The following is a 26,917-nucleotide window of genomic DNA, read 5'->3' as shown; positions in this document are numbered from 1 at the left end:
GCAACATGGGCTTGTCCGCATCGTAAAAACGTAACTGCACGAACACTGCAAAATCGCTTAAACTCCTAGCAGACCAGAGCCGGACGCTGGGTCATTCGCACAATCCATTGATTGTAGTTTAGAAATAGCTAAATTATATATTGCTTTCTTAGCCGGCTACTCCCATATAAGCCGTGTTGCAGAAACGAGGCCTGAGATGAACGAGAAAGTCGCGCACTGGAATGCGGTTTATGATGCTCGCGAAGAAGAGTATCTGACCTGGTATGAGACCCAGCCAACACTGTCTTATCAGCTCGTCACCCAGCATCTCAAACTTGGCGAAACCTTCATTGATGTGGGTGGTGGCGCCTCTAAACTGATAAGCATACTGCACGCTGCAGGTTATGGACCGCTTGCCGTTCTCGATATCTCATCTGTCGTGCTGGAAGCTGGCAAAGAGCGTCTTGGCGGCGTTGCGGATGATGTAGAGTGGATCAACACAGACATCACCAACTGGACACCAGAGAAGACCTATCAGGTGTGGCATGATCGGGCTGTCTTCCATTTCCTCACGGAGATTGAAGACCAAAAAGCCTATATAAACGCGCTGGTTAAGGCTGTTCCCGTTGGTGGCACCGCAATCATCTCCAGCTTTTCTGAGGATGGTCCTGAGAAATGTTCCGGTCTTCCTGTGCAGCGGTACTCTTCGCGCACACTTGCCGCGAAACTCCAGGCGCTTGCGCCGGGCGTCTTTGCGCTGACAGACGCACAAACGCACACTCACATTACGCCAAAGAAAAACCAGCAGAATTTCCAGACAAGTGTGTTTAAGCGCGTTGCGTAATATGTAAAAGACCGACTTGAGAACCCTGTAAGCCCCTATTAGAACGGCGAAATTCAGCAAGCGATCTATATTTATCAGAAATCATAGATGGCGATTTACCATCATCTTGGCAAAATGTTGTCCCATCATGTGTTTCTAATCAGACTGCTTGCAGAGTTGAGTATGTAGCAGGCGACGATTTGGGAAAGAGGCGAATTATGAGTGATACGAACAGGTCCCACTCCGACTATTCAGAGGACTTCCTTGTACCTGCTTCCAAATCTTCCATTCTCGAAGCTGCTATAACCTGCTTTGAGAAGTTCGGTTACTTTGAGACCACTTACGCTGATATCGCCGCTAACGCTGGCCTGAAGGTAAAGGATGTAACGCAGGTCTTTCCTACGAAAGATCAGGTACTTGCTGAATACATCACCACCTATGAAGATGCCCTGCGTATTCAATTGGATGACCATGACAAGGACGAGGAAACACAGCTGCAGCAGATCTACTTCATCTGCAAAACAGCGCTGATTTTCCTGCGGACCCACAGGGTGATCACCGCGATCTGGTTTGAGTTCTATCGCCACAACGTGGCCAAGGTGGTTCTGCGCCGTTTCTTCGGGCAGATCAAAGCCCGGCTTTCCGATCTGGTTAAGGAAGGCATAGAGCAGGGTAACATCAAAGAGAAAGACGAGCACGACGTGGTGGAAGCTATAATCGCTCTCGTCGAAGGGACTTTGATCATTTCCCGTCTTGAAGAGTCGACAGACTTCGAACAGCGCTTCGACAATTCATGGTCGATCATGGAAGAGGGGCTGCGGGCATAACTCAGCCCCGGCCTTCACCCCAATCATCAACAATCCCCGCTGGTCCACTCAGGGAATTACCCGCATTGAAGTCCTTGTGAATAGACGTCATAAGGGATATTCCGAAGTGGGCTAGACGACCGGTCTATTTTTAATTAAAACACACCATATGAAGATAAAGAAAAGCGAAGCCACAAGACTACACATCTTGGAAACCGGACGTAAGTTGATAGCAGAGCAGGGTTTTTCCAGCATGGGCCTGAGCGTACTGTTAAAAACCGCCGGCGTTCCGAAAGGCTCATTCTATCATTACTTCGAGTCCAAAGAGCACTTTGGTTGCGTACTCGTCCAACAATACCTAGATGAATATATGAGAAGCTTGGATGCCCTGCTTGCGACAGAGGCTCTAAGCATGCGTGAAAAGCTGTTCCAGTACTGGCACCTTTGGGAGAACTATCAGCACTCCGAGGATGCATCAAAGCACTGTCTGATCGTAAAGCTAAGCGCGGAAATAGCAGACATTTCTGAAGATATGAGAGAGCTGTTGGCCCAGATGACCACCAGAGTAGAGAAACGTTTAGGCGACATCATAGAAGCCGGCATCAAAGACGGTTCTATGGCACCCAAGTTAGAAGCCAGAATGGCCGCTCAGGTGCTCTACCAGATGTGGCTCGGCGCCAGCCTCATCGGAAAAGTTACACGAGATAAGAAACCACTCCAGAAAGCACTGGAGGTCACAGAAATAATGCTGCCTGCTGCATAACGCCATCAACCCGTATGAACCCTAGTCCATCAGACGCCAGTCCAAAATCTAAGGTGAAGATATGAAAGTCTTCTATGACACTGACACTACAGCAGAAAACGGACGCTCCGCCAAACCGACGTTGAGCGACGAAGCTGCTAAAATTCGAGTGACCCCTCCAGGAGTTGAAGGCCCTGGCATTACACCGGAAGAACTCTTCGCAGTAGGTTATGCCTCTTGCTTTGAGCATTCGCTAAAAATGGTTTCCGGACACAAGGAATACCCGTTGAACTCCATTGAGGTGCGTGCCGAAGGCAACGTTATCGAAAAAGCAGAGGGTGGATATGTGCTGGATATTGACCTGCACCTGGAATTCTCTGGTTTGACCCGTGAGCAAGCCGATGACGTGATCCAGACAGCACACACGCTTTGCCCGTACTCCAACGCGATTTGTGGCAATGTGGACCTGCGCGTTTACACCAAGCTGAATTCATAAAATCTAATAATAACAAAGCATTACTGACATTAATTGAGGAACCTGAAATGCCGCAGAATACCGAAGTGAACCGCCAGATTGTGCTGGCGGAACGCCCTGTCGGGGCTCCAACATCCAAAAACTTCCGTCTTGAAGAAGCCGCTATCCCGACACCGGGTGAAGGCGAGATGCTGCTGCGTACGGTTTATCTGTCTCTGGACCCGTATATGCGCGGTCGTATGAGCGATGCCAAATCCTATGCAGATCCGGTTGAAATTGGCGATGCTATGGTCGGCGGAACTGTTTCTGTGGTGGTGAAATCCAACCTGAAGAACTTCAGCGAAGGCGACTGGGTGGTGAGCCTGGGTGGTTGGCAAGACTACTCAATTTCCAACGGCGAGATGGTTTTCAACCTTGGCAAAGAGCCAGCAATGCCATCCTGGGCACTGGGCATTATGGGTATGCCGGGCTTCACCGCCTACGCTGGCCTGTTGGAAATTGGCGAGCCGAAACCGGGTGAAACCATTGCTGTTGCAGCAGCTTCCGGCCCAGTTGGCGCAACAGTTGGCCAGATCGGCAAGATCAAAGGCTGCCGCGTTGTTGGCATCGCAGGCGGTGCGGAAAAGTGCAAGCACGCCGTTGATAACCTAGGTTTTGACGTTTGCCTTGACCGCAACTCTCCAACCTTCGCGCAGGATCTGAAAGCCGCTTGTCCGGACGGAATTGACGTTTATTTTGAGAACGTTGGCGGTGCTGTGTTTGATGCGGTTTTGCCGCTTCTCAACGCAAATGCCCGTATTCCGCTGTGTGGATTGATCTCTCAATACAACGCAACAAGCCTACCGGATGGTCCGGACCGCATGGGCATGCTGATGGGTACATTGCTGGTGAAGAAGATCCGCATGCAGGGCTTCATCATCTTTGACAGTTTCCCAAATCTTTACCCTAAATTCGCAGCGGATATGCAGCAGTGGATTGCAGAGGGTAAAGTAAAATACCGCGAGCAAATGGTAGACGGTTTGGAAAATGCGCCGGAAGCTTTCATGGGCCTCCTCGAAGGCAAGAACTTCGGCAAACTCGTCGTAAAAATCGGCGACTAATCTCTAAACGAGAACAACAAAAACAACACGAACACCAGTGCCCCGGCACTGGTGGCTACGCCCCCTATGCCTGCTGAAAGGTAGATCACAATGAACGTGCTTATGGTCCTCACATCCCACGACAAGCTGGGCAACACAGGCGAAAAGACCGGCTTCTGGCTGGAAGAGTTCGCGGCCCCTTACTACGTCTTTAAAGACGCTGGCGCGACAATCACTCTGGCCTCTCCTGCTGGCGGCCAGCCTCCGCTGGACCCGAAAAGCGACCTGCCGGATTTCCAGACTGCCGCAACTGACCGCTTCAAGGCAGATGCAGCCGCAAACGATGCTTTGGCCAACACCGTGAAACTAGACGGTGTTTCTGCTGATGCATTTGACGCTGTGTTTTACCCAGGTGGCCATGGTCCACTGTGGGATCTGGTCGATAACACAGCCTCTATCTCTCTGATCGAGCAGCTGTATTCCGCTGGCAAACCTGTCGGTGTTGTCTGTCATGCCTCTGCCGCATTGGTCAACGCTAAGGCTGCGGATGGCTCTGCGCTGGTTAACGGCAAAAAGGTCACTGGCTTCTCCAACACAGAAGAAGACGCTGTGCAGCTGACCGATGTTGTGCCGTTGCTGGTGGAAGATGCCTTGCAGGAAAAAGGCGCAATCTATGAGAAGGGCGCTGACTGGGGCTCTTTCATTCTGGAAGATGGCAACCTGATTTCCGGTCAGAACCCGGCTTCCTCTGAAGCTGCAGCAAAAGCAATTCTGGCGCGCTTGAGCTAAGCTTCTAGCATTCCCCATTATGAGAACCGGTGCGGAGTTATGCTCTGTGCCGGTTTTTTATTGTCCGCTCCATGACGGGTATAAGTTCCACCAGTTCAGTTTGCGTTCCTTTGTGCGTTCCTTTGTGCGTTCGTTTGTGCGTTCGTTTGCGTTCTTTACGTTTTGCGTGCGTTGCAAAGTAAAATAAGCCGCTCTTACGCAGCCTGCCTGGCACCCAGCAGAGCTTTGACCACCGCCTCCATCTTTTCCGAATAATCCTTCGCATTTGCAGAGGTAACAAAGACCCCTTTGGCAGCCAGCACGAGGACCATGGTCGTCTCTGCAGGAGAAGGCGAGAGTTGTCTGTTTTCGATGAATTTTTCTAAGCAGTTCTCAAAACGGTCGATGGGTGTTTCTGCTCTGGATGCGACCAGCTGCAAACCGCCCTCCAATATGTCAGCACCATGAGGCGACTGGCAGACCATCGATACATGATCCCCGCCCCACCGCTCGAACGCCTCCAGAATAGCATCCAGCGCAGCATCGGGTGGCGCGTTGTCCAACACGGCGATGGCCGTGTCATTCACCTCGGACATAAACTCCAGCAATGCCCAGTCACGCACATGATCTTTCGTCTTGAAGCGATTGTACAGCGTCTGCCGTGTGACCCCGACAGCCTCTGCCAGATCACTCATGGTTGTCTTGTGAAGACCGTAGTGGCTGAGCAGCTCGACCACGGGCTTGTAGTTGATCATCGATGCCATTTGACTCTTTTTACATTTTTTATATAACTTGTCAAAATTGAATGACGAGAATCTTTGGTTGGGCTTGCCCCACTGAAGGGAATGGAGTGTCCCCATGAAGCGCTATCGTATCGGTTATGTTGCTTTGCCCGGATTCAATGAATCCGAACTTGGCGAAATGCAGGCCGTTCTGGGTATCAATCCACTCAATCGCCCCAGTATTATTGGTGCGACCACAAAACCAGTCACTGGTCAGCATGGTCTGACCCTTGTGCCGGATCGTGTCTTTCAAGACCGCACACCACTCGATGTGCTGGTCATTCCAGACATTCCGACAGCGGCACAGGATGATCCCGCCTTCCACGCTTTTCTGACTGATCAGTGCTCGCGGGTTGCCTACGTGGTTGCCTCAAGCGGCGGCGTTCTTGCGCTTGCCAAGGCCGATGTGTTGGAAGGCAAAACCGCAACCGCAGATGATCAGGGAGCAAAATTGCTGGCTGACTACGGCGTCAAACCAGTGTTTGAACGCAGGGCAGTGGTGGATGGCAAATTTTACACCGCAGGTCATTCTACAGGCATGATCGAAGCTGCCTTCATGGTGCTGGAAAAGCTACGCGGCACCAGCTTTGCCAAGTTTGCAGAGCTGACACTGGAATACGACCCGCATCCTCAGTTCACCGCCCACACTCCAAAAAAGCCAGTGGATCTGACAGCTGGCGATGCTCCAACCATCGCTATGGCACTGCCCTCAGGATGCTATTTGCCAGACTTCCTGGGGGCAGTGGAAGTTTTGAGTGCGTTCCCCAACTCTAAGCTTCATGTGGTCTCTCACGACAAAACTCCAGTGCAATGCTTGCTTGGCCCCAAGGTCGTGCCAACCACCACCTTTGCCACGTGCCCGGAGGTTGACTTCGTCATTATGGGTGCAACACAGCCAATGTTGCTGAAAGACAAGGAACTGCTGGATTTCATCCGGCGACAGGAACCTGCTGCAAAAGGCATGATTTCCGTCTGTGCAGGAACATTGGTGTATGCAGCAGCTGGTATTCTGGATGGCAAAACAGCCACCTCCAACTTCCATCACACCCCGCTGCTGGACAAGCTCGGCGCTAAATCCAGCGGAACAGAGGTGGCGGTTGATGGCAAGTTTTACAGCGCGGGCCCTGCCATCGGCTCCTATGAAGTCGCGCTGAAAGCAGTCCGTGACATGTATGGAATAGATGTAGCTCACCACATTGAGAAAAACGTGCTGGAATACGCACCCAAGCCAGTCTTTGGCGTCGGCTCGCCGGAAAAGGCAGGCAAGTGGTTAGCCCGTATCAGCAAATACCTCATTGCAGCAAGCTTACCCTTTTACCTGAGCGCAGGCCGCAGAGGCGCCAGATATGTCAAATCACAGGCATCAACGAGGCTTTTGAAACCAACAAGCACTTGATCGGCCTTTGCCCCTATCACTCCTCAAAGACAACGGAACACTGAGTGAGTTGGCCGAGTGTACACTCCACACTCTACGCTTCCCTTGGCCAGCAAGCATACTGGAGCACCCAAGCCGCTCCAGTATGCACTCCCGTTTAATCAGAATTTATAGGACACACGCCCGAAGAAGGCTGTATTTCGGGTGTTTTCGCCGTACTCTCCCAGCACACCAACAGAAGCCCCAAAGTTGCCTTTGGAGTATTCCAGTGAGGCAGAGGCACGCGCCAGTGTCTGGTCAATATCGCTGGTCACAGACGCCTTACCGTTTGCACCTGAACGCAACACATCCTTAAACCCGCCATCACCCAAAATCTGACGCAAGCCAGCACGCAGATTGGCTTTCAGCTCACCCTCCTGCACCTGATATGTGCCTGCCCAACCGAGGGAGGCATCAACTGAGAACTGGTGATTGTTGATAGCGTCATAGCTCACATCCGGCACGCCCTGATTGTCGACGCCGAATGCACCGCGAGAGTGCCAAAGATGACTCAGTCCAACTTCCGGCGTGAAGGTGTTGTTGCCATACTCCCAGATGTACTTGGCCGCGACACGGGTCAGCAGGTTCTGGCTGTCATAGGTCTCGCTCGCCTGTGCTGAACCATCCTTATAGGTGTTGCTGGTGTGATAGAACGTGCTTTGCCCGGTAAGCAGCACCGCATCTTTGCGATATGCGCCCTGTACACCAAAGCCATAGGTATCGACCATTTCTTTGGCCTGATCATAGATGCCGTTGAAATCCAGTGCACTGTGACCGTAAAAGACGTTCGCTCCAACAATCAGATCCGGCGAAACGACACGGTTGTAACCTGTCACCACACCTGTGGTGCTGGCGGAGTAGCCCAGATCTCCATCCAGATTTTGCTGATAAAGATGAAGAGGGGCTGCATAAAACACACCATACTGTTCAGCAAGGTGTGGCTGGCTTACCATATCAGCAACAGCATTTTCTGCATCTGATGCCGGCTTATCGTCATATGCCAGCAGCAAACCTTCTCCGCTGGCGCTGTCTCCCTTTAACATCAGGTCTGTCAACAACCCTTCACCAATGCGCTGCGTGGCATCAATCACCCCACGTTGCTGCTGCGCGACCAGCTGGGGACTGGAGACTTCCGGCGCATATCTGAAGATCACCTCTTGATTGGTGGTACCCCAACTGCTTTCAACAGCCTCAGCACTCCAGCCATGGCCAACAACACCGCTTCCATCGAGTTGAGTAAACTGCTGAACATCCTGACCAGCAACGAGATCGGGGATCTCATAGGCCACATCTATCTTCGTCGAGTTGGAAAAGTGCACATGCAGCGTGGCATTGTTGAACGTCACATTGTTGGGATCATCCGCCTGGATGGTCCCGCTGAAGTTCTCATCCAAATCATCCCGGAAGAGGATGCCATAGGAGTTTACGGTCAACGCATTTGATCCGGCATGCACCTGATAAGCCTCGGACCCCGCGCCGCCAGTTGCGGTTGCTACAATCAAACCGCTGTTGTTGAGGGTCGTTGCACCGTTGAGCACAACACCATAGGCGAGGGCTTTATCCTGCGTTCCGTTGGCCGTACCAGCCGTAGCAGAAACTTCAATCAGGTTTGTATTGGTGAACTCACCTTCAACACCATAGCGTGTGGTGCCGTTTACATAACCGATACCGAAGGCACGTGCTGCGCCGTTGGCTTTCACCGCATTCAGGCTTTGTGCTGTTCCACCAAAGGCCCGTACGAAAATCGTCCCACTGTTGGCTTCCGCATCCCCCTTGATCCCGACCGCTAGACCTTCGGCATTTGCGGTTTTGTCGCCTCCCGTGGTGGCGGTTTTGCCTTGGGCTAGTGCTTCGATCCAGCCTTTGTTCTCACCGCCAAGTGAGCCATCAAGACCTGACACGTCGGCATAGCCATAAGCGTTACCACCCACTGAACTTGCAGCTCCGCCGGTTGCCCTCGCAACAACGACACCTAAATTATCGGTGGTCACATTCGGGTCGGTATTACGAATGCCGTTGTAGACACCAATCGCTTCAGCAGACGCACTCGCATTTCCGCTGCCCGTAGCTGTCGCAGTGCCGCCATCAGTCAACGCAAAGATGCGCCCTTTGTTGGTCCCACCAAGTGCACCAAAAATCCCCATAACACGCGTCGTTACTGAAGCATGGCCGGTTCCGACAGCCTTGGCTGTCCCACCAATACCTTCAGCTCGAATCAAACCAGAGTTATCTTTAGTCAGCCCATTGTTGTTGGCATAAACATTTGCACCCGCTTCGGCGGAAGTAGCGCCATTGGCTGTCGCTGTCCCGCCCTGACCAAATGCAATAACATCGCCGCTGTTGCTGCCGTTTATGTAATCGTTGACACCAACAGCAATGGCAATTGCATCAGCACCATCCCCCGTGGTCCCATCGCTAATCGCGGTTCCGGCAAAAGCTTCAACGCGAATTACACCAGAGTTGTCGCCTTCGAGCCTGTTTTCGAGACCAAAAGCAAACGCATTGGCGTTGGCTATGAGGCCAGAAGCGGTTCCGGCACGAGCACGAATATTAATCTCACCCGAATTATCATCATTCAGGTTGAATTTTGTACCAGAGGCTTGAGCAGATGCATCCGCATTTCCGTTTTCAGAGGTCGCCTTAGCATCCCCCCCGGCAGCATTCACGAGAATGAGACCGCTGTTCGCTTTGATATTTCCACTCACACCCACCGCCAGCGTTTTGGAGTTCGCAGCAGCACTGCCGGTCGTTTCTGACTGACCAGCACTCGAAATCACGCTTATCCGGCCCGTGTTACCAACCTGAAGATCTCCCTGGATGCCATAGGCATCAGCAGCGGTTATGGCTTCGCCATCCGCTGCGGTCGCTTTGGTGTATCTGTTATCAGCATCGACAAGAATGAAGCCACTGTTGCCTTCAACATGACCCTTCACGCCAACCGCAAGTGATTGGGAATTTGAAGTAGCACTACCGGTCGTCTCTGACCGACCAGCACGTGAGGTCACATCAATCTGACCCGTGTTACTCCCTCGAAGATCTCCATGGATGCCATAGGCGTCAGCAGCAGCTTTGGCTGTTCCACCTGCTGAGATCGCTGTGGCATTTCTGTTATCAGCATCAACAAGGATAGTCCCGCTATTCGCTTCCGCATCCCCTTTTACGCCGATAGCAAGAGCATATGCATCAACATCTCCTGCACCTTCAGAGGTAGCCTGACCTCCTTTAGCGAGAATGCTGATCAAACCTTTGTTGGCCCCTTCAAGATCGTTGTCGATGCCAGTGATATCAGCATCAGCATCCGCGGCTCCTGAGGCGGATACAGCTATTCCAGCATGGCCCTCAACCTTGATGGTGCCGATGTTGTCTCCCTCAACATCCAGATAGGTGCCAAAGCCCTCAACGCTCGCATCTGCCTTACCGCTTCCGTTGGCTGTGGCCGAACCTGCCTGCGCATAACTGGAAAGCGTTCCCAGGTTGTCGCCCATCAATCGGCCATCAATGGCCTTCACATTCACTTTTACACTGGCTTTGCCAGTGCCCGATGTGGTTGCACTTTGACTGGTGCCTTTGACCGAGATTGTCCCGATATTGTCTATTTCCAGCGTACCTTCAACACCATCAATGGTGATCGCTGCATTCGCACCGCTGTTCGGGTTTGCACTGCTATCCGCAAGACCGCCGCTGACTTCAACAGCAATCTCACCAGAATTGTTCTGGGCAATATCGCCTTTAATGCCACGGATGGTTATTTCTGCACTCGCATCATTCCCGATAGCCTCGCCGCCGGTCACACTCACCTGCAATTGCCCGGAGTATTCTGCGATTGGGCCAGTGATCACTTGCATGTCCAGCGCAGCATCGTTGGGCGCGGTCTGAGGTGCAGTGATATGAACCGTCTGCGCCATAAGCGGTGCTGCGATGACGATGTTTGAAACAAGCGCAAATATGGAAACACTGCTCAAACTGCGAGATTTATAAGTCACGGCCCCACCCCAACTATTTTATATTCGTATTTTTAACGATAGTTACAGATGCTCCTCTCACACATCAAGGCGGACGCTTGGTCATCCACGCCTATATTAGTTATTGCGTATTTTAGGATGTACTCCATTAAACTGCTACTTTAGGTTTTTTATATCTCTGATTTCGCGTATGCCCGGGTTCAAATTCTTGACATTTGACGCCAAAATCATAATATAGTGCCATATGTCATTGTGCTATTCAGCTGGTTTGATGAGAGGGAAGATGCCTAGCCTTCGTAAGATTGAACAACCTCTGGCTCCCGGTGGACCAAAGTTTACCGAGGAAGAAGTGCATGCCATGCAGCGGGCGGTGATCAACTTGTTTGAGCGCTGGCAGTTGACGGATGAGCAGGCCACTTTGCTGCTGGGAGACATTGCCAAGCGCACCTATCAACGCTGGAAGACCAGACACTATGGCCGTGTCAGCGTGGACCTTGCGGCGCGACTGTCCAATCTGCTTGGCATTCACAAGGCACTTCGCTTGCTGTTCAGCGATGCCAACCGCGGGTATGGTTGGGTGAAACGCGTCAACACTGACTTTGGCGGGAGATCTGCCCTTGAAATTATGATGGGCGGGCAACTCACGGACTTAATGCGCGTGCGCAGATATCTTGATGCGCAGCGAGGCAACTGGTGACTACATTAACTTTGGTGGAGACGGACCTGAAAGCTCCTGAAACACATGTCAGCTGGCCCAAGTATTATCGGTTGGTCAACTCGGCTTACCCACCCATAGATTTGTTTGAAGACATTGCCGATCCCGCAGACTGGGAATTACTGGCCGCTGCAGAGAGCCGCACCAATCCGCGCCTTGCAGAAACCATCGGCAATCTGGACCTTGTCCCTGTTGAGCGACGGGTCAATGGAACGGGCTCTTCCTATCTGATGGCGCCTTTCACCCATGCCTCTCCTGACCGGACTGGCCGTTTCCATGATGGGTACTTCGGCGCTTTTTATGCCGCCAAATCTTTTGAAACCGCGCTGTTCGAGACTGTGCATCATACCGGAAATTTCTATGCCGCCACGCAAGAGGCACCGGGCTGGATTGCGCAGATGCGCGAGTTGATCGGCAGTGTTGAGGCTAAACTTGCTGACGTAACTGATCCGCGTTTTGAAGTTCTGCTCCACCCGGATGATTACAGCGCCTCTCAGGTCTTCGCACGCAAGCTGCTGGAAGAGGGCGGTGATGGCATTCTCTACCCAAGTGTGCGGGACGAGGGCGGTTTGTGTATTGCCGCGTTTTATCCCGACGTGGTGGAAGCTCCACTTCAGGCCCGGCATTTCAGCTATCACTGGAGCGGTGAGGCAATTGATATGATCAAGGACCTGAACTCAGGCGAAGTCTTCGAGATCGCTGATTAACCGCCAACACCTTATAAAACAGAGTAAAATTTTCACAAAGATTCCGCAACGTCAGAAACTGCGGTTTTGCGCCTTTCATTTCTGAAAAGGACAGCGCCACGCAGGTTTCGCGCACTAGCATCGCACTATTGATTTTATAAGGACAATAATTGTGAGCTTTTTCAGCAGTAGCGGCGGAACCTACAGCTTCTCCAACTACAGCGTTGCAAAGTATATAGGCAATGGGTCATCGTCGATCAGCACACGAACCAATCAGAGCGTTTTGTCGCTGGATGATGAGTCGAAAGACAAGACAAAGACGCCTGACTTAAAGCCGACCCCGGATACTGCCGTTGATGCGCGTGCCAAGCTGACCGATCTTTATGGCGACCTTGATACGACCTCCAGCAAGTACAAGGATGATATCGAAGCGTTTCGTAAAGACATCTTTGATGATCTGGAGTTTGACCGCGAGACCCTCCACCTGATCGCTAGCAATGAAAACGGCTATTTCTCTGATGAAGAGATAGAGGCCGCAAAGCAAGTGATGCAAGAGCAGCTTGACGAGATCCTGAAGAAAGACGCTCCCGAGGCTGGACCGACTGCCGACAACTATCTGTCTCTTTTGAAGTATCTGGAGGAAGAAACCTCCGCAGAAGAGCAAAAGTCCTTCGAGTGGGCAGAAAGCAAAGCCAGCGCTCAGGCTGCTTATAAACGACTATCCGGTGGTAAGGAGAGCGACCTCTTTTCAAATGATCCTGTCGTCAACTTGCTCACCAAAGCCCATGAAGACCTGTTCGACCTGCAGAAAACCAATCCTGACGCAAAACTGGAATCCATGTCCGCTTACGATTCTGCTCAGTACCAGTGGGAACGGAACAACAACAGCTACGACGCTTACACCTCACCGGATGCCTGGTGGAAGTAGCTTTCAGCAAAACCTGACACCCCTGCCGCAAACAGTGGCAGGGATCAGCCAATGCGCTGGCACTGAAGAAGCATGGGGACGTCCTTGCCCCAGAAGTCGATGAACTCTTCCAGCGGCTCAAATCCAACGGACGCGTAGAACTTCCGCGTTTTGGCATACTCTGCATTTTCGTGTGAGGGGCCGAGTGTTTTAACGGTCAGATACGTCGCGCCACAGTCTCTTGCATAGCGTTTGGCCAGTTCTACAAATGCGCGCCCAATCCCCTTCCCATGATGCTCTGATCTGATCGCCAGCAGGTGAATATCAACGCACGCGTGACTGGTTTGCGTCAAGGCCATAAGACCAAGCTTTTCACCACCTGCCTGCGCGATGAAGACGGGCCTCGTTTTCACATTCTCCAAGTAATCCTTGTAGACATCATACGGGCCGAACCACCCAGGCAGCTCTGAAAGGATCGTATCACAAAGCGCAGTGCATTCCGTTTTACAGGCAAGTTCTGTTAGCTGGAAATTCTCAAACATAGCGCAGATGACACTCACTTAAAAAGGAATGACCCAACTGTGCGGCAGTGACTTCGCTTCTGTCAAACTGCACGTCTGCAAACATGCCGTTTTGGCCTGAAACCACGCTGGCAACCTCATAGATCGCGGTACATGCAAAAATGGCCCGGTGATGAAACCGGGCCATTCTTTTGAAAACTGTGTTTTCTCTTATTCAGCCGGGGCTTTTTCCACGCCCTCAGGCTCATCATCTTCGGAGAAGAACTCCTTGGTGAGCTTGAAGACAATCGGGCTGAGAAGTGCCAGCGCGATCAGGTTTGGAATAGCCATCATCGCATTCAGCGTATCAGCCAGCAGCCAGATGAAGCTCAGCTCCGCAGTTGCGCCGAAGTAGATCGCAACCACCCAGAGGATGCGGTATGGCTTGAGCGCACGAGGCCCAAAGAAGAAGCCAACGCATTTCTCGCCGTAGAAGCTCCACCCCAAAATGGTGGTGAATGCAAACACTGAGAGCGAGATCGCAATCAGGTAGCCACCAACACCTGGCAGAGATGTTTCAAATGCCAGAGAGGTGAGCGCTGCACCGGAGGAGCCAGAGGTCCACACACCGGATGCCACAATCGCAAGACCAGTGATGGTACAAACGATGATGGTGTCGATGAACGTGCCGAGCATTGCGATCAGACCCTGATTAACAGGGCTCTTGGTTTCAGCAACCGCGTGAGCGATTGGCGCAGAACCCAGACCAGCTTCGTTAGAGAAGACGCCACGGGCAACACCAAAGCGGATCGCAGCCCAAACAGCAGCACCAGCAAAACCACCTTCAGCAGCAGTGGAGGTGAATGCCTGAGCAAACACTGTCTGCACAGCAGCACCGATGGAATCGATGTTGATGATCAGAACAACAAGGCCAGCTGCGATGTACGCAATAGCCATGAACGGAACCAGCTTGCCGGCAACGTTACCAATACGCGTTACTCCTCCCAGAATAACAGCAGCGGTGAGTGCCATCAGGACAACAGCGGTTGCCTGTGCCGGAATGCTGAAGTTCTCATTCAGAACGTTCGCAACACTGTTGGCCTGCACACCGTTACCGATGCCGAACGCGGCAACAGCGCCGAATGCAGCAAAGGTTGGAGCAAGCCAGTACCACTTACGGCCAAGACCGTTTTTGATGTAGTACATCGGGCCACCAACAAAGTTGCCAGCGTTGTCACGCTCACGGTATTTCACCGCAAGGACAGCTTCGGCATACTTGGTTGCCATGCCCACAAGAGCAGTCATCCACATCCAGAAGAGAGCGCCAGGTCCGCCCAGGAACACAGCCGTCGCAACGCCTGCAATGTTACCTGTTCCAATTGTAGCTGAAAGAGACGTCATCAACGCATTGAAGGGGCTGATTTCACCACCACCTTCGCCTTGACGACCTTTCCAGAGCAGGCTAAAGCCCGTGCCCAACTTAAAGATGGGCATTAGTTTGAGTCCGATCTGGAGAAAAAGTCCTACCCCGAGAATGGCTATAAGCATCACAGGGCCCCAAACGATAGAATTGATTTCGCCTAGGATATTCGTCATTGTTTCCATGGTTAGCCTCCCACCATGATTTTTATTATGATTTAGTTTACATCCTCGGCATGCATATGGAATACATCTACAATAGAACTATTTCAAACTTTTCTGTTGTTTTTCAATCAGTTAATTTCAAATTACGTAGTTTACCTACGGTCATCACGAAAATTTTTGGTGAAAATTTCGCGTCTGACGGGCGAAAATTATCGTTTTCAACCGACCACTCGGTACAGTTTTGGAAAATTCATCCCCGGAATCGTAACTTATGAGCATATTCTGATTAACTAAGATAAGAGAGTTGCGGCACTGCCCCAGGGGCAGAGGAAAATTACTCCTCCCGATAGATCTCCTGCTCGGCAAATTCCCAAAATCTCGTCACCGCGCTGTTGCTGGGTGTTGTTGGCAGGCGAGTAAGGAACAGGCTACGCGGGGCAGGGGGATCAAGCGGCAAGACTTTCACGCCATCCAGATCCTCAGGCAGTGCCAGTTCTGCAATAATAGAGCAGGCAAGGCCGGAGCGAACGACCGCCAGAATGGATGTGATCTGCTGAATGGAGTGATCCACGCGTGGGTCTGTATCTGACCGGCCAAACCATTTCCGCACCAACGGCTCACTGCCCCCCTTTGTCATAATGAAGGGCTGCTTTTGAAAAGCTTCAGCGTTCATGTGCAGCGGCAAGTTCATATCATCTGCAGTGATTGCGACAAGTCGGTCACAGGCAATGGGCAGACTCTCGAACTCCTCGTCTCCATCCAGTCCCGGGACTACGGCCACATCCACCTCACCGCGTCGCAAAGCTGCGATGATCTCCTGATCCTGCGCCTCACGCAGTTCCAGCGCAATACCGGGGTAGTGGCGTGAGAAACGCTTCATGACATGAGGCAGGAGCTGAGTGGAGGCAGAAGGGCCCGAAGACCCGATGCGCACACGCCCGCCTTTGTTCTGGCGCAGGTCATTGATGCTGGCCAGCGCATTTTCTTCCGCCGCCTGTACGCTCAGGGCATATTGAGCGATCAGCTTGCCCTCATCCGTCAGCTGCACCGGTTGCGCACCACGGCGAAGCACCTTTACGCCAAGCCGCTTTTCAAGCTCTGCAATAGACTGGCTGACGGCAGACTGGCTTACCCCCAATTGATGCGCGGTTTTGGTGACGGAGCCAACCACCTGCAACAAAGGCAGAGCGCGCACGGCAAGTTCTGGCAAGCGCATTGCAAAAGAGTTGAGGCCATCAGGCTTGGTCATTAGGTATCACCACATATTATAAGCTTAGCTTATTATTTTATAGTCTCTCATTAGCCTAAGACATAGCAGCAGGAAAGACCAGCCAAACCGTCAAGGAGAGCGCACATGGGGATCGCGATGGCATTGCTGCCAAGTCTGGGCTTGCTGGCTTTGGGCGGCGTGTTTGGCAAACGTCTGGATCAGGCCACATGGCGCGGCATTGATACGCTGAACTTTCAGTTGCTGTTCCCAGCCCTGATGTTTTCCGCCGCAGCAGCTCGCCCCATCAATCTGGATGATGCAGCCATCATCGGATTGGGCACCTGGGGTATTTTAGGGGTTGGGCTGCTGTTGGGGTGGATGCTGCGCCCGTTTGGCCCGACGCGTTTTCTGGATTTTGCCGCTGGTTGGCAAACGGCATGGCGGTTTAATACGGCCATCGGGTTTGTGGCGATCAGTGCGCTGGATGCGGACAGTGCCTCGCTTATGGCCATCGCCATTGGCTTTGCGGTGCCAATGGCAAACCTTATGGCGGTGACGGCTCTTTCTATGGGCAAAGGTCTTGGCCTGCGCAAGGCTGCGGAAAAGGTGGTTCTCAATCCATTCTTTCTGGCAGCCCTTAGCGGTGTTGCGGTGGGTTTGAGCGGATATCCGCTTCCCTCAGCCCTTTCGGAAGGTCTCAATCAACTGGCTCTGGCCGCCATCCCCTTAGCATTGCTGGCGATTGGAGCGACACTTGATTGGCAGGGACTGATGAAGCTGGATATCTATACGGGTGGGTTGAACTCCATAAAACTGTTGGCCTTGCCCTGCATCGCCTGGTTTATGGTGCACAGCTTTGCCATTCCCAAAGAGCAGGCCTCCGTGCTGGTGCTGTTTGCTGCTTTGCCCACCGCTTCAGCTGCTCACGTTCTGGCCGCTGCCTTTGGGGCAGACTGCCGGCAACCGGCCACGCTGATCGCTCAATCCACCTTGCTCTCATGCATCAGCCTGCCGCTTTGGATTGCCTTGCAAACCGGATAAGAAAACGGGCCCTGCGGCAAACCACAGAGCCCAAGCCATTAGATAAGGAAGGTCATTCGTCATCTATGAGCACATGATGCTCATTTATGCGGCTTGTTTAAAAGCCGTAGGCTTAAATTCCAGAACCCAACAGGCTTCCAGCTTGTTTCTCTTCCAAGGCAGGAAGGAGCGGATGCGGTATTTGACCTGACGAAGTTCCAGATAATCCGGCAGGTTTGCACCGGGGCCAGCAGACTTCTGAATAAGGTCTGCCCAGTCACGTGCCAGTTTGGTTGGTTCTTCGACGATTTGCATGCCGTCGCTCTTTTCACCGGTTGGCTTGGAGATCAGCTGTTTGTAAACGGACGGGTTCAGCAGGGCCTTCAAGGCGCCGCTTAAACCATGCAGATCTTCACCAAAGGCCTGATCATCTTCGTCAGCGATGTTACCGGCATTTTCCTTGTCTTGATCTGTTGGCTCATTCAGCACAACACTGCTGGCTTCTGTGGTGCCGTGTTCCACTTCCTTGATCACGACATTGTACTGATCCTTCTTGCCACCTTCCATCGGCGTAATTTCAACCTGGAACATGGCTGACCAGGGTTGTTCCTTCGCCCATTTCAAAATCTTGCGAATGCTCGTGCCGTTGCTCATCTTGGCCATGACTTCCTTCATGGCATGGTCCTGCAAGCTGCTGATCGCATCATGTGCATTCCCATAGCTTTGCAACAGGCCGTCACCCTTGGAGCTGAGGAACTCGTCCAGATGGCCTCTCTTGTCCTGAATGTCACTGCTCTTTTGTGACTGATCTTCTCGCAGATCAGACATGTTGAGAGCCAGATCGCCCAGATCACCTGCGATGGCTCGTGGCAGATTGTTGATCAGGTTGACCTCGGCAACAGTGTCAGAGATTGGCTTCTGTTCCACAACCCAGGCAGTTTTCACGGTGTCCGTGTTGGAGAAGAAGCCCTTCTTGATGTCGTGATAGCGGATCTGCTTCAAAGTCATGTAATCAGGCAGCTGATCACTGATGTCCCGGCCACTTGCCTGTGCGCGGGCGAGGGTTTCACCCCAGTTCATTGCCAGATCACTTGGCTTTTCGACAAATGGCACGTCATCATTGCTGGCTTCACCCGTAACCTTGGTGGTCAGGGCCTCCATCATTTTTGGTGAGCGCAAGCCGTTGAAGATCAGCTCAGGATTGGCCATGAGCTTTTCTTTGGACAGATTTCGCTGTGCCAGATCAGTGCTGCTGTCGATACCCAGACCGTCAGTGTCTTCATTTCCCGCAGCGCTGTCGCGCAGCTGCGCTTCAATGTTGAAGAACTCACCCTTGGTGGTGATGTCGATATCAACCAGCTTTGCCCATGGCTGGGTGGCAACCCAATTCATGGTCTTGCGGGGGCTGTTGGTCTGGGCAAGGTGGTCGTTGACCATGTTCTTCGCCATCTTTGCAAGGCCGGAGGCTGCCTTCAGGGCTCGGTCGTTCTGCTCTGCCAGTTCATCAACGGCAGAATCCACGGTCTGACCAAAGCTGATGGCAGACTGAACGTCGTTTGTGGTGTTCAGTGCCATGCCCAATTGCCGGGCAACGGCCATACGGTACTCAACAACTTCCTGTTCAATTTCTTCCAGCTTTTGTCGCTCACTGTCAGAAACTGCATTTTCCTTCGCATTGTCGATGGTGTCGCTCATCGCTTTGCCGAAGGCATGCTGGCGGTACAGCTCATTGACATCTTTGACGAGAGCATTCCCGAGCTTGACCATATTCTGGCTCATAAACACCAGCATTTCGCGGTGGGCCGGGGTCAGCTGCTTAGGGTTGGAGTTGGCTGCATTCTGCAGGAACTCATTGAAACGGGGATCGTCCGCCTGACTGTCAAAAATTTCCTTGGTGACACTCCGGGACTCATCCTTCAGCTCTTTTTTCAGATCACGGGTGAACTGCTGCTTGACCATTTCATCAGCTTTTTCCTGAGGCATGCCCAGTACATCTTTCACATGATGCTCCCATTTGGCGGCTGAAGGGTCAGCATAAGCTGTAGCGAGAGGGTCTTTTAAGAAAGCCTCTTTCTTCTGCTGGAAGGTACGCAAGCGGTCTAACCGCTCACGAAGCGTTTCGGATTCCGGCAGGCCAATTTCCTCAAAGACAGCATGGACCGGCAATCGCTTCGTGCCAGCGGGCCGTTGTGGAGGTGGGGTGTCGACGACGACATAGTCGCTCAAATCCGGGTCAGCAGTTCCATTGCGTTGGTCATGATTACCATGAACGCCATTGATCTGCTCGTTTGAGGTTCTTGCTGTACGATTGGTTTGGTCCCCGTTTTCCTCGGGGAAGTTCCAATGCATGTTCTGGTAGACTGCCTTGGCCCAATCGTGCTGTTCAGCATTCAACTTATTTACAGGCATGACACGTCTCCTGCTAACTAAGTTTTGTTATTGGCTAATAAAGTTGTGCTCCTCCTATCCGTTTATTTTAAGGCATGGAATCGACTTTAGTATAATAAGTTAAGACTGATTAAACCGGTCTGCTCAAATGCAAGTGGTCTAAGCATTTAAACCATCATTGCCGATCACGTTTTCCCAAAAACATCAATCACATCTGCTGATAGCGCAATCAATGGCGCGGCACTCAATTCTCCTCATTTACCCCGCCAGCCCGTTCAAATTTGCGGTTTATTTGAGAGACTGAAACCGCCTGTTTGCAATGAAATCTGCTTAGGATCTGCGCGAAATTGCGAAATAGAAAGTTCATGGATGTTGTATCTGACGTCACGCATGCGATTTTCTGACCTGAGCGAGCAGCAGGTGCTGGCGCTTGCCATCTCGTCAGAGGAAGATGACGCCCGCATCTATCGAGGCTTTGCAAAACGGCTGCAGGATGATTACCCCGGAACCGCCGCCGTCTTTGCCGATATGGCCAATGAAGAAGACCAGCACCGGATTGCGTTGATCGAACTGCACCAAAAACGCTTCGGCGACACCATTCCTCTGATCCGCCGCGAACATGTCTCCGGGTTTTATGCCCGAAGCCCCCTCTGGCTCTCCACACAGCTGACGCTCGATCAGATCCGCCATATCTCCGAGAACATGGAGACGGCCTCCCGCACATTCTACGAGAACGCCGAAAAGAAGAGCACGGATGCAGATACACGGCGCTTGCTGGGCGACTTGGCAGCGGTGGAAGCGGATCACCAGAACAAAGCCCGCACCTTGTCGCAAACTCATCTGGCCTCAACAGGAGAGCAAGAGGAAGAAACCGCACACCGCAAGCTGATCCTGACCCTGATCCAGCCGGGCCTTGCCGGGTTGATGGATGGCTCCGTCTCCACACTGGCGCCCGTGTTCGCAACAGCCTTTGCAACAGGCAACACATGGACCACGTTTCTCGTTGGCCTTGCAGCCTCCATCGGCGCGGGTATTTCCATGGGCTTTACGGAGGCTGTCTCGGATGACGGGCAGATTTCCGGACGAGGCTCGCCAGTCTTGCGCGGCGTTGCGTCCGGCGTGATGACAGCTCTTGGTGGGCTGGGCCACACCATCCCGTACCTGCTCAGTGATTTTTGGGTGGCCACGTTCATTGCGTTTTTCGTTGTGGCGGTTGAGCTCTGTGCGATTGCGTGGATCCAGAGCAAATACATGGAAACGCCGCTCTTGCGGGCGACGTTTCAGGTTGTTCTCGGCGGCTCATTGGTGTTTGCTGCCGGTGTCATTATCGGCGGAGGGTAGACGCCCTTACAGGGACGCCCCACCTTCAGCAAACACATGCAGGAACTCACGGTTCACGGAAACCGGCAGCATATCCCCCTCACGCACGGTGATGGAATGGTCCACCCGCATGGTGATTGGATCAGAGGAGAAGCTGGTTTGCAGGTAGGCGAGGGACTCAGACCCAAGCTCTTCAACCAGTTCCACCTTCGCTGAGAAATCACAGGCCTCAGTATTGGTGATGCTCATGTGCTCCGGACGAATGCCAAGCATGATCGCTCCATTCGCTTCAGCCCTTTGCGCATCGTTGATGTTGAAGCCATCCAGCTGGATAGCCCCCTGCTGCGCAGTCGCGCCGATGAAGTTCATGGACGGCGCACCAAGGAAGCCAGCAACAAACTTATTCGACGGACGCTCATAAAGATCAATCGGACGCCCGACCTGCTCAATCACACCGTGGTTGAACACCACAATCCGGTCCGCAAGGGTCATCGCCTCGGTCTGGTCGTGGGTTACGTAGATGATTGTCGCACCCAGACGTTTGTGCAGGCGCGCGATTTCCAAACGCATCTGCACGCGCAGTGCGGCATCCAGATTGGACAGCGGCTCATCAAACAGGAACACCTGCGGATTGCGGATGATCGCACGGCCAATCGCCACACGCTGACGCTGACCACCGGACAGCTGCCGCGGATAACGCTCCAGCAGGTGGGTGATCTGCAGGGTCTCTGCTACATTGCTCACGCGCCGAGCCACCTCATCCTTCGCCATTTTGCCAAGACGCAACCCGAAACTGATGTTCTCGGAGACAGTCATATGCGGGAACAGCGCATAGGACTGGAACACCATGGCAATTTCGCGCTTGGAGGGATGGGCGCGGGTAACGTCTTTGTCGGCGATGTTGATCTGGCCGGATGTCACATCCTCCAGACCGGAGATCATGCGCAGCATGGTGGACTTGCCGCACCCGGATGGTCCGACAAAGACAATGAACTCACCCTTTTCAACCTCAAGATCCACCCCATGGATGACCTCCAGATCTCCGAATGACTTTTTAATGTTTTTCAGTGACAAACTACTCATAATGTCCCCGATTATCCTTTCACGGCACCCATGGTCATGCCTTTAATAAAGAAGCGCTGGAAGAACAGGAATACGATCAGCGTTGGCAGGCTGGCGATCAGCGACATGGCGCCCTGAATGCCCCAGGCAACGGAGTATTGGCCCTTCATGAACACGAGCCCCAGCATGATGGTGCGTTTCTCGTCAGACTGGGTGAAGATCAGCGGCCAGAGGAAATCGTTCCAGATCCAGGTGAATTGAAGCGTCGCCAGCACTGCAATGGCTGGCAGGCTGATGGGCAGCGCGATCCTGGTCAGCACCTGCCATTCGTTTGCCCCTTCCAAAATCGCCGCCTCACGCAGTGGGTTTGGCACGGTGGCGAAGAAATTGCGCATCAGCAGAGTGCAAATCGGGATCCCCAGCGCAGTGTGCACGATGATCATCGGCCACAGCGTATCAATCAGCCCCATCAGGTTGAACAGACGGAACAGCGGGATCAGGATGACCTGCGGCGGGAAGAACATGCCGGACACCACCAGCAGAAACACCAGATCACTGCCTTTGAACGGCAGTTTGGAGAACACATAACCCGCCAGTGTGCCAAGCCCGATGGAAAACGCCGTGGCAGGCGCGGCCACGAGGAACGTGTTGAGCATGTAGCCATGCACCGCCGGATTGCTCAGCACCTCAACATAGTTGCCCCAGTACATGCTGCTTGGAATGGCCCAAAGGTCACCAAGCGCAATATCCCGCGTGGTTTTAACGGAGGACAGCAGCACGCCGAAGGTTGGCGCAAGAAACAGGATCGCCAGCGTAAACAGGCAGATGAAGATGACAACAGGCCACGGATTGAACCGCTTCGGTGCAACATATTCACCGCTGGCACTGCCCAGACTAGCCGTATCAGCCATAGATTTCGTCCACCTTTTTAAGCTGTTTGAAATAGAGGCGAATGATGGTCAGCGCGACGAGGAACAGCACCACAGAGATGGCGCTGCCATAACCCATCAGGTACTTTTTGAAGCTCTCGTTGTACATGTGCATGGCCAGCGTATCGGAGCTGTTGAACGGCCCGCCGCCGGTCATGATGTACAGGATATCAAAGCCCTTCAGAGAGTTGATCACGCTCAGCGCCACAACAACCACGGTGGCCGGTGTCAGCAATGGCAGGATGACGTGGCGGATGCGCTGCCACGTTGTGGCGCCTTCCAGCTCACACACTTCCAGCAGATCACCGGGAATAGCCGTCAGACCTGCAAGATAGATCACCATAGACAGACCGGTTGCCTGCCAGGACCATGCAACGATGACCGAGTAGAGCGCGCTGTCTGGTTTTGCCAGCCAGGCGTAGTTGAAGCGGTCGTTGGTGACGTACTCAATGATAGAATTCAGCAGGCCCCAGTCGGGCTGGTAGATCCACACCCAGACCTGACCAACCACAACGGCAGAAAGACAGATCGGCAGATAAAAGATGGTTTTGAAGATCGGGCCGCCAGGCACATGGCTGTCGATCAGCAGCGCCAGCGAGAGACCAAGAATTGTTGGAAGCACCACCGCAATGGCCATCCAGATAATCGTGTTTATTGCCGCAGACATGAAGAGGCGATCGGAAAACAGCTTTCCGAAATTCTCAAAGCCAACGAAGTCATAATTGTCACTGAAACCGTTCCAGTTGGTAAAGCCGTAATAAAACGAACTTAGGAGCGGCCAGATGATGATCAGCGCGAATACGCTGAGGGGGAGCGCCAAAAGGGCAACGCGCCAGAATGTGTTGCTTTGATTCATACCCGTCTCAGAAAAAGCCTGCCTCGCAGTGGTGCATGTCTATCTCCCAGAACCACTATGGTTTGGCGGGAGAATGCGTGAAGCTATAGAGGCAAGCCGACCGCAAACATGTTGCGACCGGCTCTGTTTTAAGTGCAATGATTATTCGGCAAACGCGCTTGCAGCGCTGGCCTGTGTTTCATCCAGAATGACGTCCACTTTGGATGGGTCATCCATGAAGCGTGCGAACATGGACAAGCCAACTTCCGCCACGGGCGGAGGCGTGGACAGGTCGTAGTTGAACGCAAAGGTCTGTGCAGCGTCGATGGTGTCGAGCGCTTTCAGCATCACAGCGTTGTAGTTGGACTTTTCAACATTCACGTTGGCGGAAAGAGCGCCCTGAATGTTGGCCCACTTGGCCTGTGCTTCCGGATCTGACACCAGATACTCAAGCAGCTGCTCAGCCCCTTCAGGGTTCTTCGCATTTGCAGAGATCACCAGACCATCAACCGGACCAACAACCGCGTTTGGAACACCAGCTGTCACTTCCGGGAATGGGTAGAAGTCATAGTCCTCACCCGGGTTAAGGCCGATGGAGTTCCAGTATCCGGTGATCCATGTGCCCATCAGGGTCATGGCCGCATCGCCGCGGGCAACCTTGTCAGAAGCATCAGTCCAGCTGTCTGCGTTTGCATTTTCAACAAAGTAGCCTTTGTCGACCATGCTCTTCCAAAGACCCATCGCCTTTTTCACTTCAGGATCGGCATAAGAGGCTGTGCCGTTCATCAGTTTTGCGCGGTAGTCAGGGCCCGCTGTGCGAAGGATCAGATAGTCAAACCAGAACTGTGCAGGCCAGCGGTTCTTGGAACCAAGCGCGATAGGGGTCACGCCGTTTGCCTTCAGCTTCTCACAGGCTGCGAGGAACTCTTCCCAAGTCTTGGGAGCTTCGGTGATGCCAGCCTTTTCCATAACAGCTTTGTTAAAGAACAGACCGGAGTAGTGGTAACCGAATGGCACCAGATAACGCTCGCCGTCATACTTGGTTGCACCGTCCGCAACCGACTTGGCGACAACGTTGTCCAGACCAGCCTTGTCCCACATGCCGTCGATCGGGCGCAGATCGCCTGCATCAATGACGAACTGTGTCCGTGCACCGGCCCAGTAAGAGAACACGTCTGGCAGTGCGTTGCCCGCTGCACGCACTAAAATACCGGTCTTGAAATCTTCATGACCGATTGGGCTGTCTTTAACAGTGATACCGGATTTGGCTTTAAAGCCTTCCAGAATGTCCTTCAGGCCTTTCTGGCCCAGCTCACCGGTAAAGTAGTGAGAAATGGTGACTTCGTCCGCTGCAAATGATGGAACCATGGATGCTGTCGCCATGACGGGCGCAAGCACCGCAGCAAGCAAAAGTTGCCTTCTGCGCTTATTCATATTTCAATCCCCTCCCAAGAGTTTGCATATGTTTTACAAATTCATTTCGTCAATAAGTTGCCTTATGTGCAACAAAACTGAATACACGCCCCATTTCGCCGTGCATTTCGGTAAATGTCAAGCCTATTTTGTACAAAAATACGTATACCGCCTCTTGCACTCCTGTAAAACCTGTGTCAATTCTGAGTCCAGATGTTGGAAATTTGTTGCCCTATGTTTAACTTCATGTAATTAGTTGTCCATATTTCAACTTTTCCAGTGTGTGAATGGAGATTGACGTTGCGCCTTTTACAATCGCTATCCCGTGGACTTCAGACGCTCGACTATCTTGCCCAGCAGGCCAAACCGCTGCGGCTTACGGATATCGCGAGTTACCTTGGTGTCGACAAGTCCAATGCGACGCATATTCTGCGTACTTTGGTTGCATGCGGTTACGCTACGCAAGGGACTGACAGGCGTTACGCAGCAAGCGAGAAAATGACAGGTTCTCAAGGGTCTGGGCCAACGGTTGAGGCAATTGTAGCAGTTCGCCAGCAGTGGCAGCCTATCCTGAGGCAGCTCACCCGCGAGACGGGCGAATGCTCACACATGGCTGTACTGGCCAGTTCTCAGGTCTGGTATGTGGATAAAATCGATTCTGAGCTTCCGCTCAAGGTTGATCATCCCATCGGGTCGCTAGGGCCGTTGCACTGCACCGCTCTTGGCAAGGCCTTTCTGGCGTTTGGTGATGCACAGGCAGAGCAGGAGCTGAAGCAATTCACCCCTGTGTCCCTGACGGACCATACGGCCCTTGCAGCGGAAATCTCCAAAAGCAGAGATCGTGGCTACGCGATTGACGACGAAGAATTTACCTCCGGCATCCGCTGCGTAGCGGGACCGGTTTTTGATGAGCATGGGGTGATGATCGCCGCGATCGGCGTTTCAGGACCGACAGTTCGAATTGATGACAAGCGCTTTGAGGAGCTTGGCGCGCTTGTTCAGAAAATGTGTTTTATGAGGGAGTAAAGGATGGGGAACCAGCCGGTTCGCGTTGCCATTCTGGGCACAGGTCGTATTTCGGATTTGCATGCCATTGAGTATAAGCAGAACCCGAAGGGCAAGATTGTTGCCTTGTGTGATCAAAACGTAAAGCAGGCCCAGTCTCAGGCAGAGGCATGGGGCGTTGATGACCCGATCATCAGCGATGATTACAGAGAGATTCTGGCCCGTCCGGATGTCGATCTGGTCGAGATTCTGCTGCCGCACCACTTGCACCTGCAAGCCGCACTGGATGCCATCGCAGCTGGCAAGATGGTCTCGCTTCAAAAGCCCATGTGTATGAACATGGAGGAGGCTGACATCCTTGTTGAAGCCGCAGAAAGTTATGACCGCCCTTTCAAGATCTTCGAAAACTTCATCTTCCATCCCCCAGTGCTGAAAGCCAAAGAGCTGGTGGATGCAGGCGCGATTGGAGACCCGATTTCCATCCGCATCAAATCCAATCCGGGCAAGAGTAAA

The 26,917-nt window shown here is 52.8% G+C and carries 24 protein-coding genes; 14 read left to right on the top strand and 10 right to left on the bottom strand.

Annotated elements, in window-relative coordinates:
• Positions 1-196: 196 nt before the first annotated feature.
• The 6 genes from PsW74_RS16040 to PsW74_RS16015 all read left to right on the top strand — a co-directional run bounded on the left by PsW74_RS16040 (position 197) and on the right by PsW74_RS16015 (position 4,693).
• Positions 197-823 (top strand): class I SAM-dependent methyltransferase, encoded by a 627-nt coding sequence (locus tag PsW74_RS16040; protein ID WP_063287803.1) that lies wholly within the window; start codon positions 197-199, stop codon positions 821-823.
• Positions 824-1,020: 197 nt separating this feature from the next.
• Positions 1,021-1,629 carry a TetR/AcrR family transcriptional regulator gene (locus tag PsW74_RS16035; RefSeq protein WP_063287802.1) on the top strand — a complete coding sequence of 203 codons (609 nt, stop codon included), beginning with the start codon at positions 1,021-1,023 and terminating at the stop codon, positions 1,627-1,629.
• A gap of 148 nt (positions 1,630-1,777) precedes the next feature.
• Positions 1,778-2,371, top strand: coding sequence for a TetR/AcrR family transcriptional regulator (locus tag PsW74_RS16030; protein WP_063287801.1), 594 nt, complete (start codon positions 1,778-1,780; stop codon positions 2,369-2,371).
• A 61-nt stretch (positions 2,372-2,432) separates the two neighbouring features.
• Positions 2,433-2,846 carry an Ohr family peroxiredoxin gene (locus PsW74_RS16025; protein ID WP_082596691.1) on the top strand — a complete coding sequence of 138 codons (414 nt, stop codon included), beginning with the start codon at positions 2,433-2,435 and terminating at the stop codon, positions 2,844-2,846.
• 47 nt (positions 2,847-2,893) lie between these two features.
• Positions 2,894-3,925: an NADP-dependent oxidoreductase gene (locus tag PsW74_RS16020; RefSeq protein ID WP_063287800.1), complete on the top strand. Its 1,032-nt coding sequence runs from the start codon at positions 2,894-2,896 to the stop codon at positions 3,923-3,925.
• A 90-nt stretch (positions 3,926-4,015) separates the two neighbouring features.
• On the top strand, positions 4,016-4,693 hold the full coding sequence (locus PsW74_RS16015; protein ID WP_063287799.1) for a type 1 glutamine amidotransferase domain-containing protein: 678 nt from the start codon (positions 4,016-4,018) through the stop codon (positions 4,691-4,693).
• A 194-nt stretch (positions 4,694-4,887) separates the two neighbouring features.
• On the opposite strand, the gene PsW74_RS16010 is transcribed toward PsW74_RS16015, so the two are convergent.
• Entirely contained in the window at positions 4,888-5,436 is a 549-nt protein-coding gene (locus PsW74_RS16010) for a TetR/AcrR family transcriptional regulator (protein WP_208988008.1), read from the bottom strand.
• Positions 5,437-5,530: 94 nt separating this feature from the next.
• On the opposite strand from PsW74_RS16010, the gene PsW74_RS16005 reads away from it, so the two are divergent.
• Positions 5,531-6,850, top strand: a complete 1,320-nt coding sequence (locus PsW74_RS16005) for a DJ-1/PfpI family protein (protein ID WP_063287797.1) — start codon at positions 5,531-5,533, stop codon at positions 6,848-6,850.
• A gap of 140 nt (positions 6,851-6,990) precedes the next feature.
• Here the strand turns inward: PsW74_RS16005 and PsW74_RS16000 are convergent, their stop codons facing one another.
• Positions 6,991-10,851: an autotransporter outer membrane beta-barrel domain-containing protein gene (locus tag PsW74_RS16000; protein ID WP_208988007.1), complete on the bottom strand. Its 3,861-nt coding sequence runs from the start codon at positions 10,849-10,851 to the stop codon at positions 6,991-6,993.
• A 337-nt stretch (positions 10,852-11,188) separates the two neighbouring features.
• Here PsW74_RS16000 and PsW74_RS15995 point away from each other — a divergent pair, with 337 nt between their 5' ends.
• From PsW74_RS15995 to PsW74_RS15985, 3 genes are all read left to right on the top strand, one after another.
• On the top strand, positions 11,189-11,527 hold the full coding sequence (locus PsW74_RS15995; protein ID WP_082830602.1) for an MbcA/ParS/Xre antitoxin family protein: 339 nt from the start codon (positions 11,189-11,191) through the stop codon (positions 11,525-11,527).
• On the top strand, positions 11,524-12,252 hold the full coding sequence (locus tag PsW74_RS15990; protein ID WP_244271738.1) for an RES family NAD+ phosphorylase: 729 nt from the start codon (positions 11,524-11,526) through the stop codon (positions 12,250-12,252). Before PsW74_RS15995 ends, PsW74_RS15990 begins: the two co-directional genes overlap by 4 nt.
• 151 nt (positions 12,253-12,403) lie before the next feature.
• On the top strand, positions 12,404-13,159 hold the full coding sequence (locus PsW74_RS15985; protein WP_208988006.1) for a hypothetical protein: 756 nt from the start codon (positions 12,404-12,406) through the stop codon (positions 13,157-13,159).
• A 44-nt stretch (positions 13,160-13,203) separates the two neighbouring features.
• Here the strand turns inward: PsW74_RS15985 and PsW74_RS15980 are convergent, their stop codons facing one another.
• From PsW74_RS15980 to PsW74_RS15970, 3 genes are all read right to left on the bottom strand, one after another.
• Positions 13,204-13,680, bottom strand: coding sequence for a GNAT family N-acetyltransferase (locus tag PsW74_RS15980; protein WP_063287793.1), 477 nt, complete (start codon positions 13,678-13,680; stop codon positions 13,204-13,206).
• Positions 13,681-13,869: 189 nt separating this feature from the next.
• Entirely contained in the window at positions 13,870-15,243 is a 1,374-nt protein-coding gene (locus PsW74_RS15975; protein ID WP_063287792.1) for a sodium:alanine symporter family protein, read from the bottom strand.
• 313 nt (positions 15,244-15,556) lie between these two features.
• Positions 15,557-16,471: a LysR family transcriptional regulator gene (locus tag PsW74_RS15970; protein WP_063287791.1), complete on the bottom strand. Its 915-nt coding sequence runs from the start codon at positions 16,469-16,471 to the stop codon at positions 15,557-15,559.
• Between the two features lie 105 nt (positions 16,472-16,576).
• Here PsW74_RS15970 and PsW74_RS15965 point away from each other — a divergent pair, with 105 nt between their 5' ends.
• On the top strand, positions 16,577-17,473 hold the full coding sequence (locus PsW74_RS15965) for an AEC family transporter (protein ID WP_063287790.1): 897 nt from the start codon (positions 16,577-16,579) through the stop codon (positions 17,471-17,473).
• 84 nt (positions 17,474-17,557) lie between these two features.
• Here the strand turns inward: PsW74_RS15965 and PsW74_RS15960 are convergent, their stop codons facing one another.
• Entirely contained in the window at positions 17,558-19,861 is a 2,304-nt protein-coding gene (locus PsW74_RS15960; protein ID WP_063287789.1) for a hypothetical protein, read from the bottom strand.
• A 369-nt stretch (positions 19,862-20,230) separates the two neighbouring features.
• Between PsW74_RS15960 and mbfA the strand changes: the two genes are divergently transcribed.
• Positions 20,231-21,181, top strand: coding sequence for an iron exporter MbfA (gene mbfA, locus PsW74_RS15955; protein ID WP_244271737.1), 951 nt, complete (start codon positions 20,231-20,233; stop codon positions 21,179-21,181).
• Between the two features lie 6 nt (positions 21,182-21,187).
• Here mbfA and ugpC read toward each other — a convergent pair whose 3' ends face one another.
• From ugpC to PsW74_RS15935, 4 genes are all read right to left on the bottom strand, one after another.
• On the bottom strand, positions 21,188-22,243 hold the full coding sequence (gene ugpC, locus PsW74_RS15950; RefSeq protein ID WP_063287788.1) for a sn-glycerol-3-phosphate ABC transporter ATP-binding protein UgpC: 1,056 nt from the start codon (positions 22,241-22,243) through the stop codon (positions 21,188-21,190).
• An 11-nt stretch (positions 22,244-22,254) separates the two neighbouring features.
• Complete coding sequence (locus PsW74_RS15945; protein WP_063287787.1) at positions 22,255-23,133, bottom strand: carbohydrate ABC transporter permease; 879 nt, start codon at positions 23,131-23,133, stop codon at positions 22,255-22,257.
• Positions 23,126-24,007: a sugar ABC transporter permease gene (locus tag PsW74_RS15940; RefSeq protein ID WP_057462435.1), complete on the bottom strand. Its 882-nt coding sequence runs from the start codon at positions 24,005-24,007 to the stop codon at positions 23,126-23,128. Before PsW74_RS15940 ends, PsW74_RS15945 begins: the two co-directional genes overlap by 8 nt.
• A gap of 141 nt (positions 24,008-24,148) precedes the next feature.
• Positions 24,149-25,420 (bottom strand): extracellular solute-binding protein, encoded by a 1,272-nt coding sequence (locus PsW74_RS15935; protein ID WP_063287786.1) that lies wholly within the window; start codon positions 25,418-25,420, stop codon positions 24,149-24,151.
• A gap of 279 nt (positions 25,421-25,699) precedes the next feature.
• Here PsW74_RS15935 and PsW74_RS15930 point away from each other — a divergent pair, with 279 nt between their 5' ends.
• On the top strand, positions 25,700-26,425 hold the full coding sequence (locus tag PsW74_RS15930; protein WP_063287785.1) for an IclR family transcriptional regulator: 726 nt from the start codon (positions 25,700-25,702) through the stop codon (positions 26,423-26,425).
• 3 nt (positions 26,426-26,428) lie between these two features.
• Positions 26,429-26,917, top strand: a 489-nt coding sequence (locus tag PsW74_RS29800) for a Gfo/Idh/MocA family oxidoreductase (RefSeq protein ID WP_244277870.1), incomplete at its 3' end; no start/stop codon positions are given.

Origin of the sequence: Pseudovibrio sp. W74 (assembly GCF_001623085.1) — a bacterium.
GTDB lineage: Bacteria > Pseudomonadota > Alphaproteobacteria > Rhizobiales > Stappiaceae > Pseudovibrio.
This window is presented reverse-complemented; position numbering and strand designations above follow the sequence as displayed.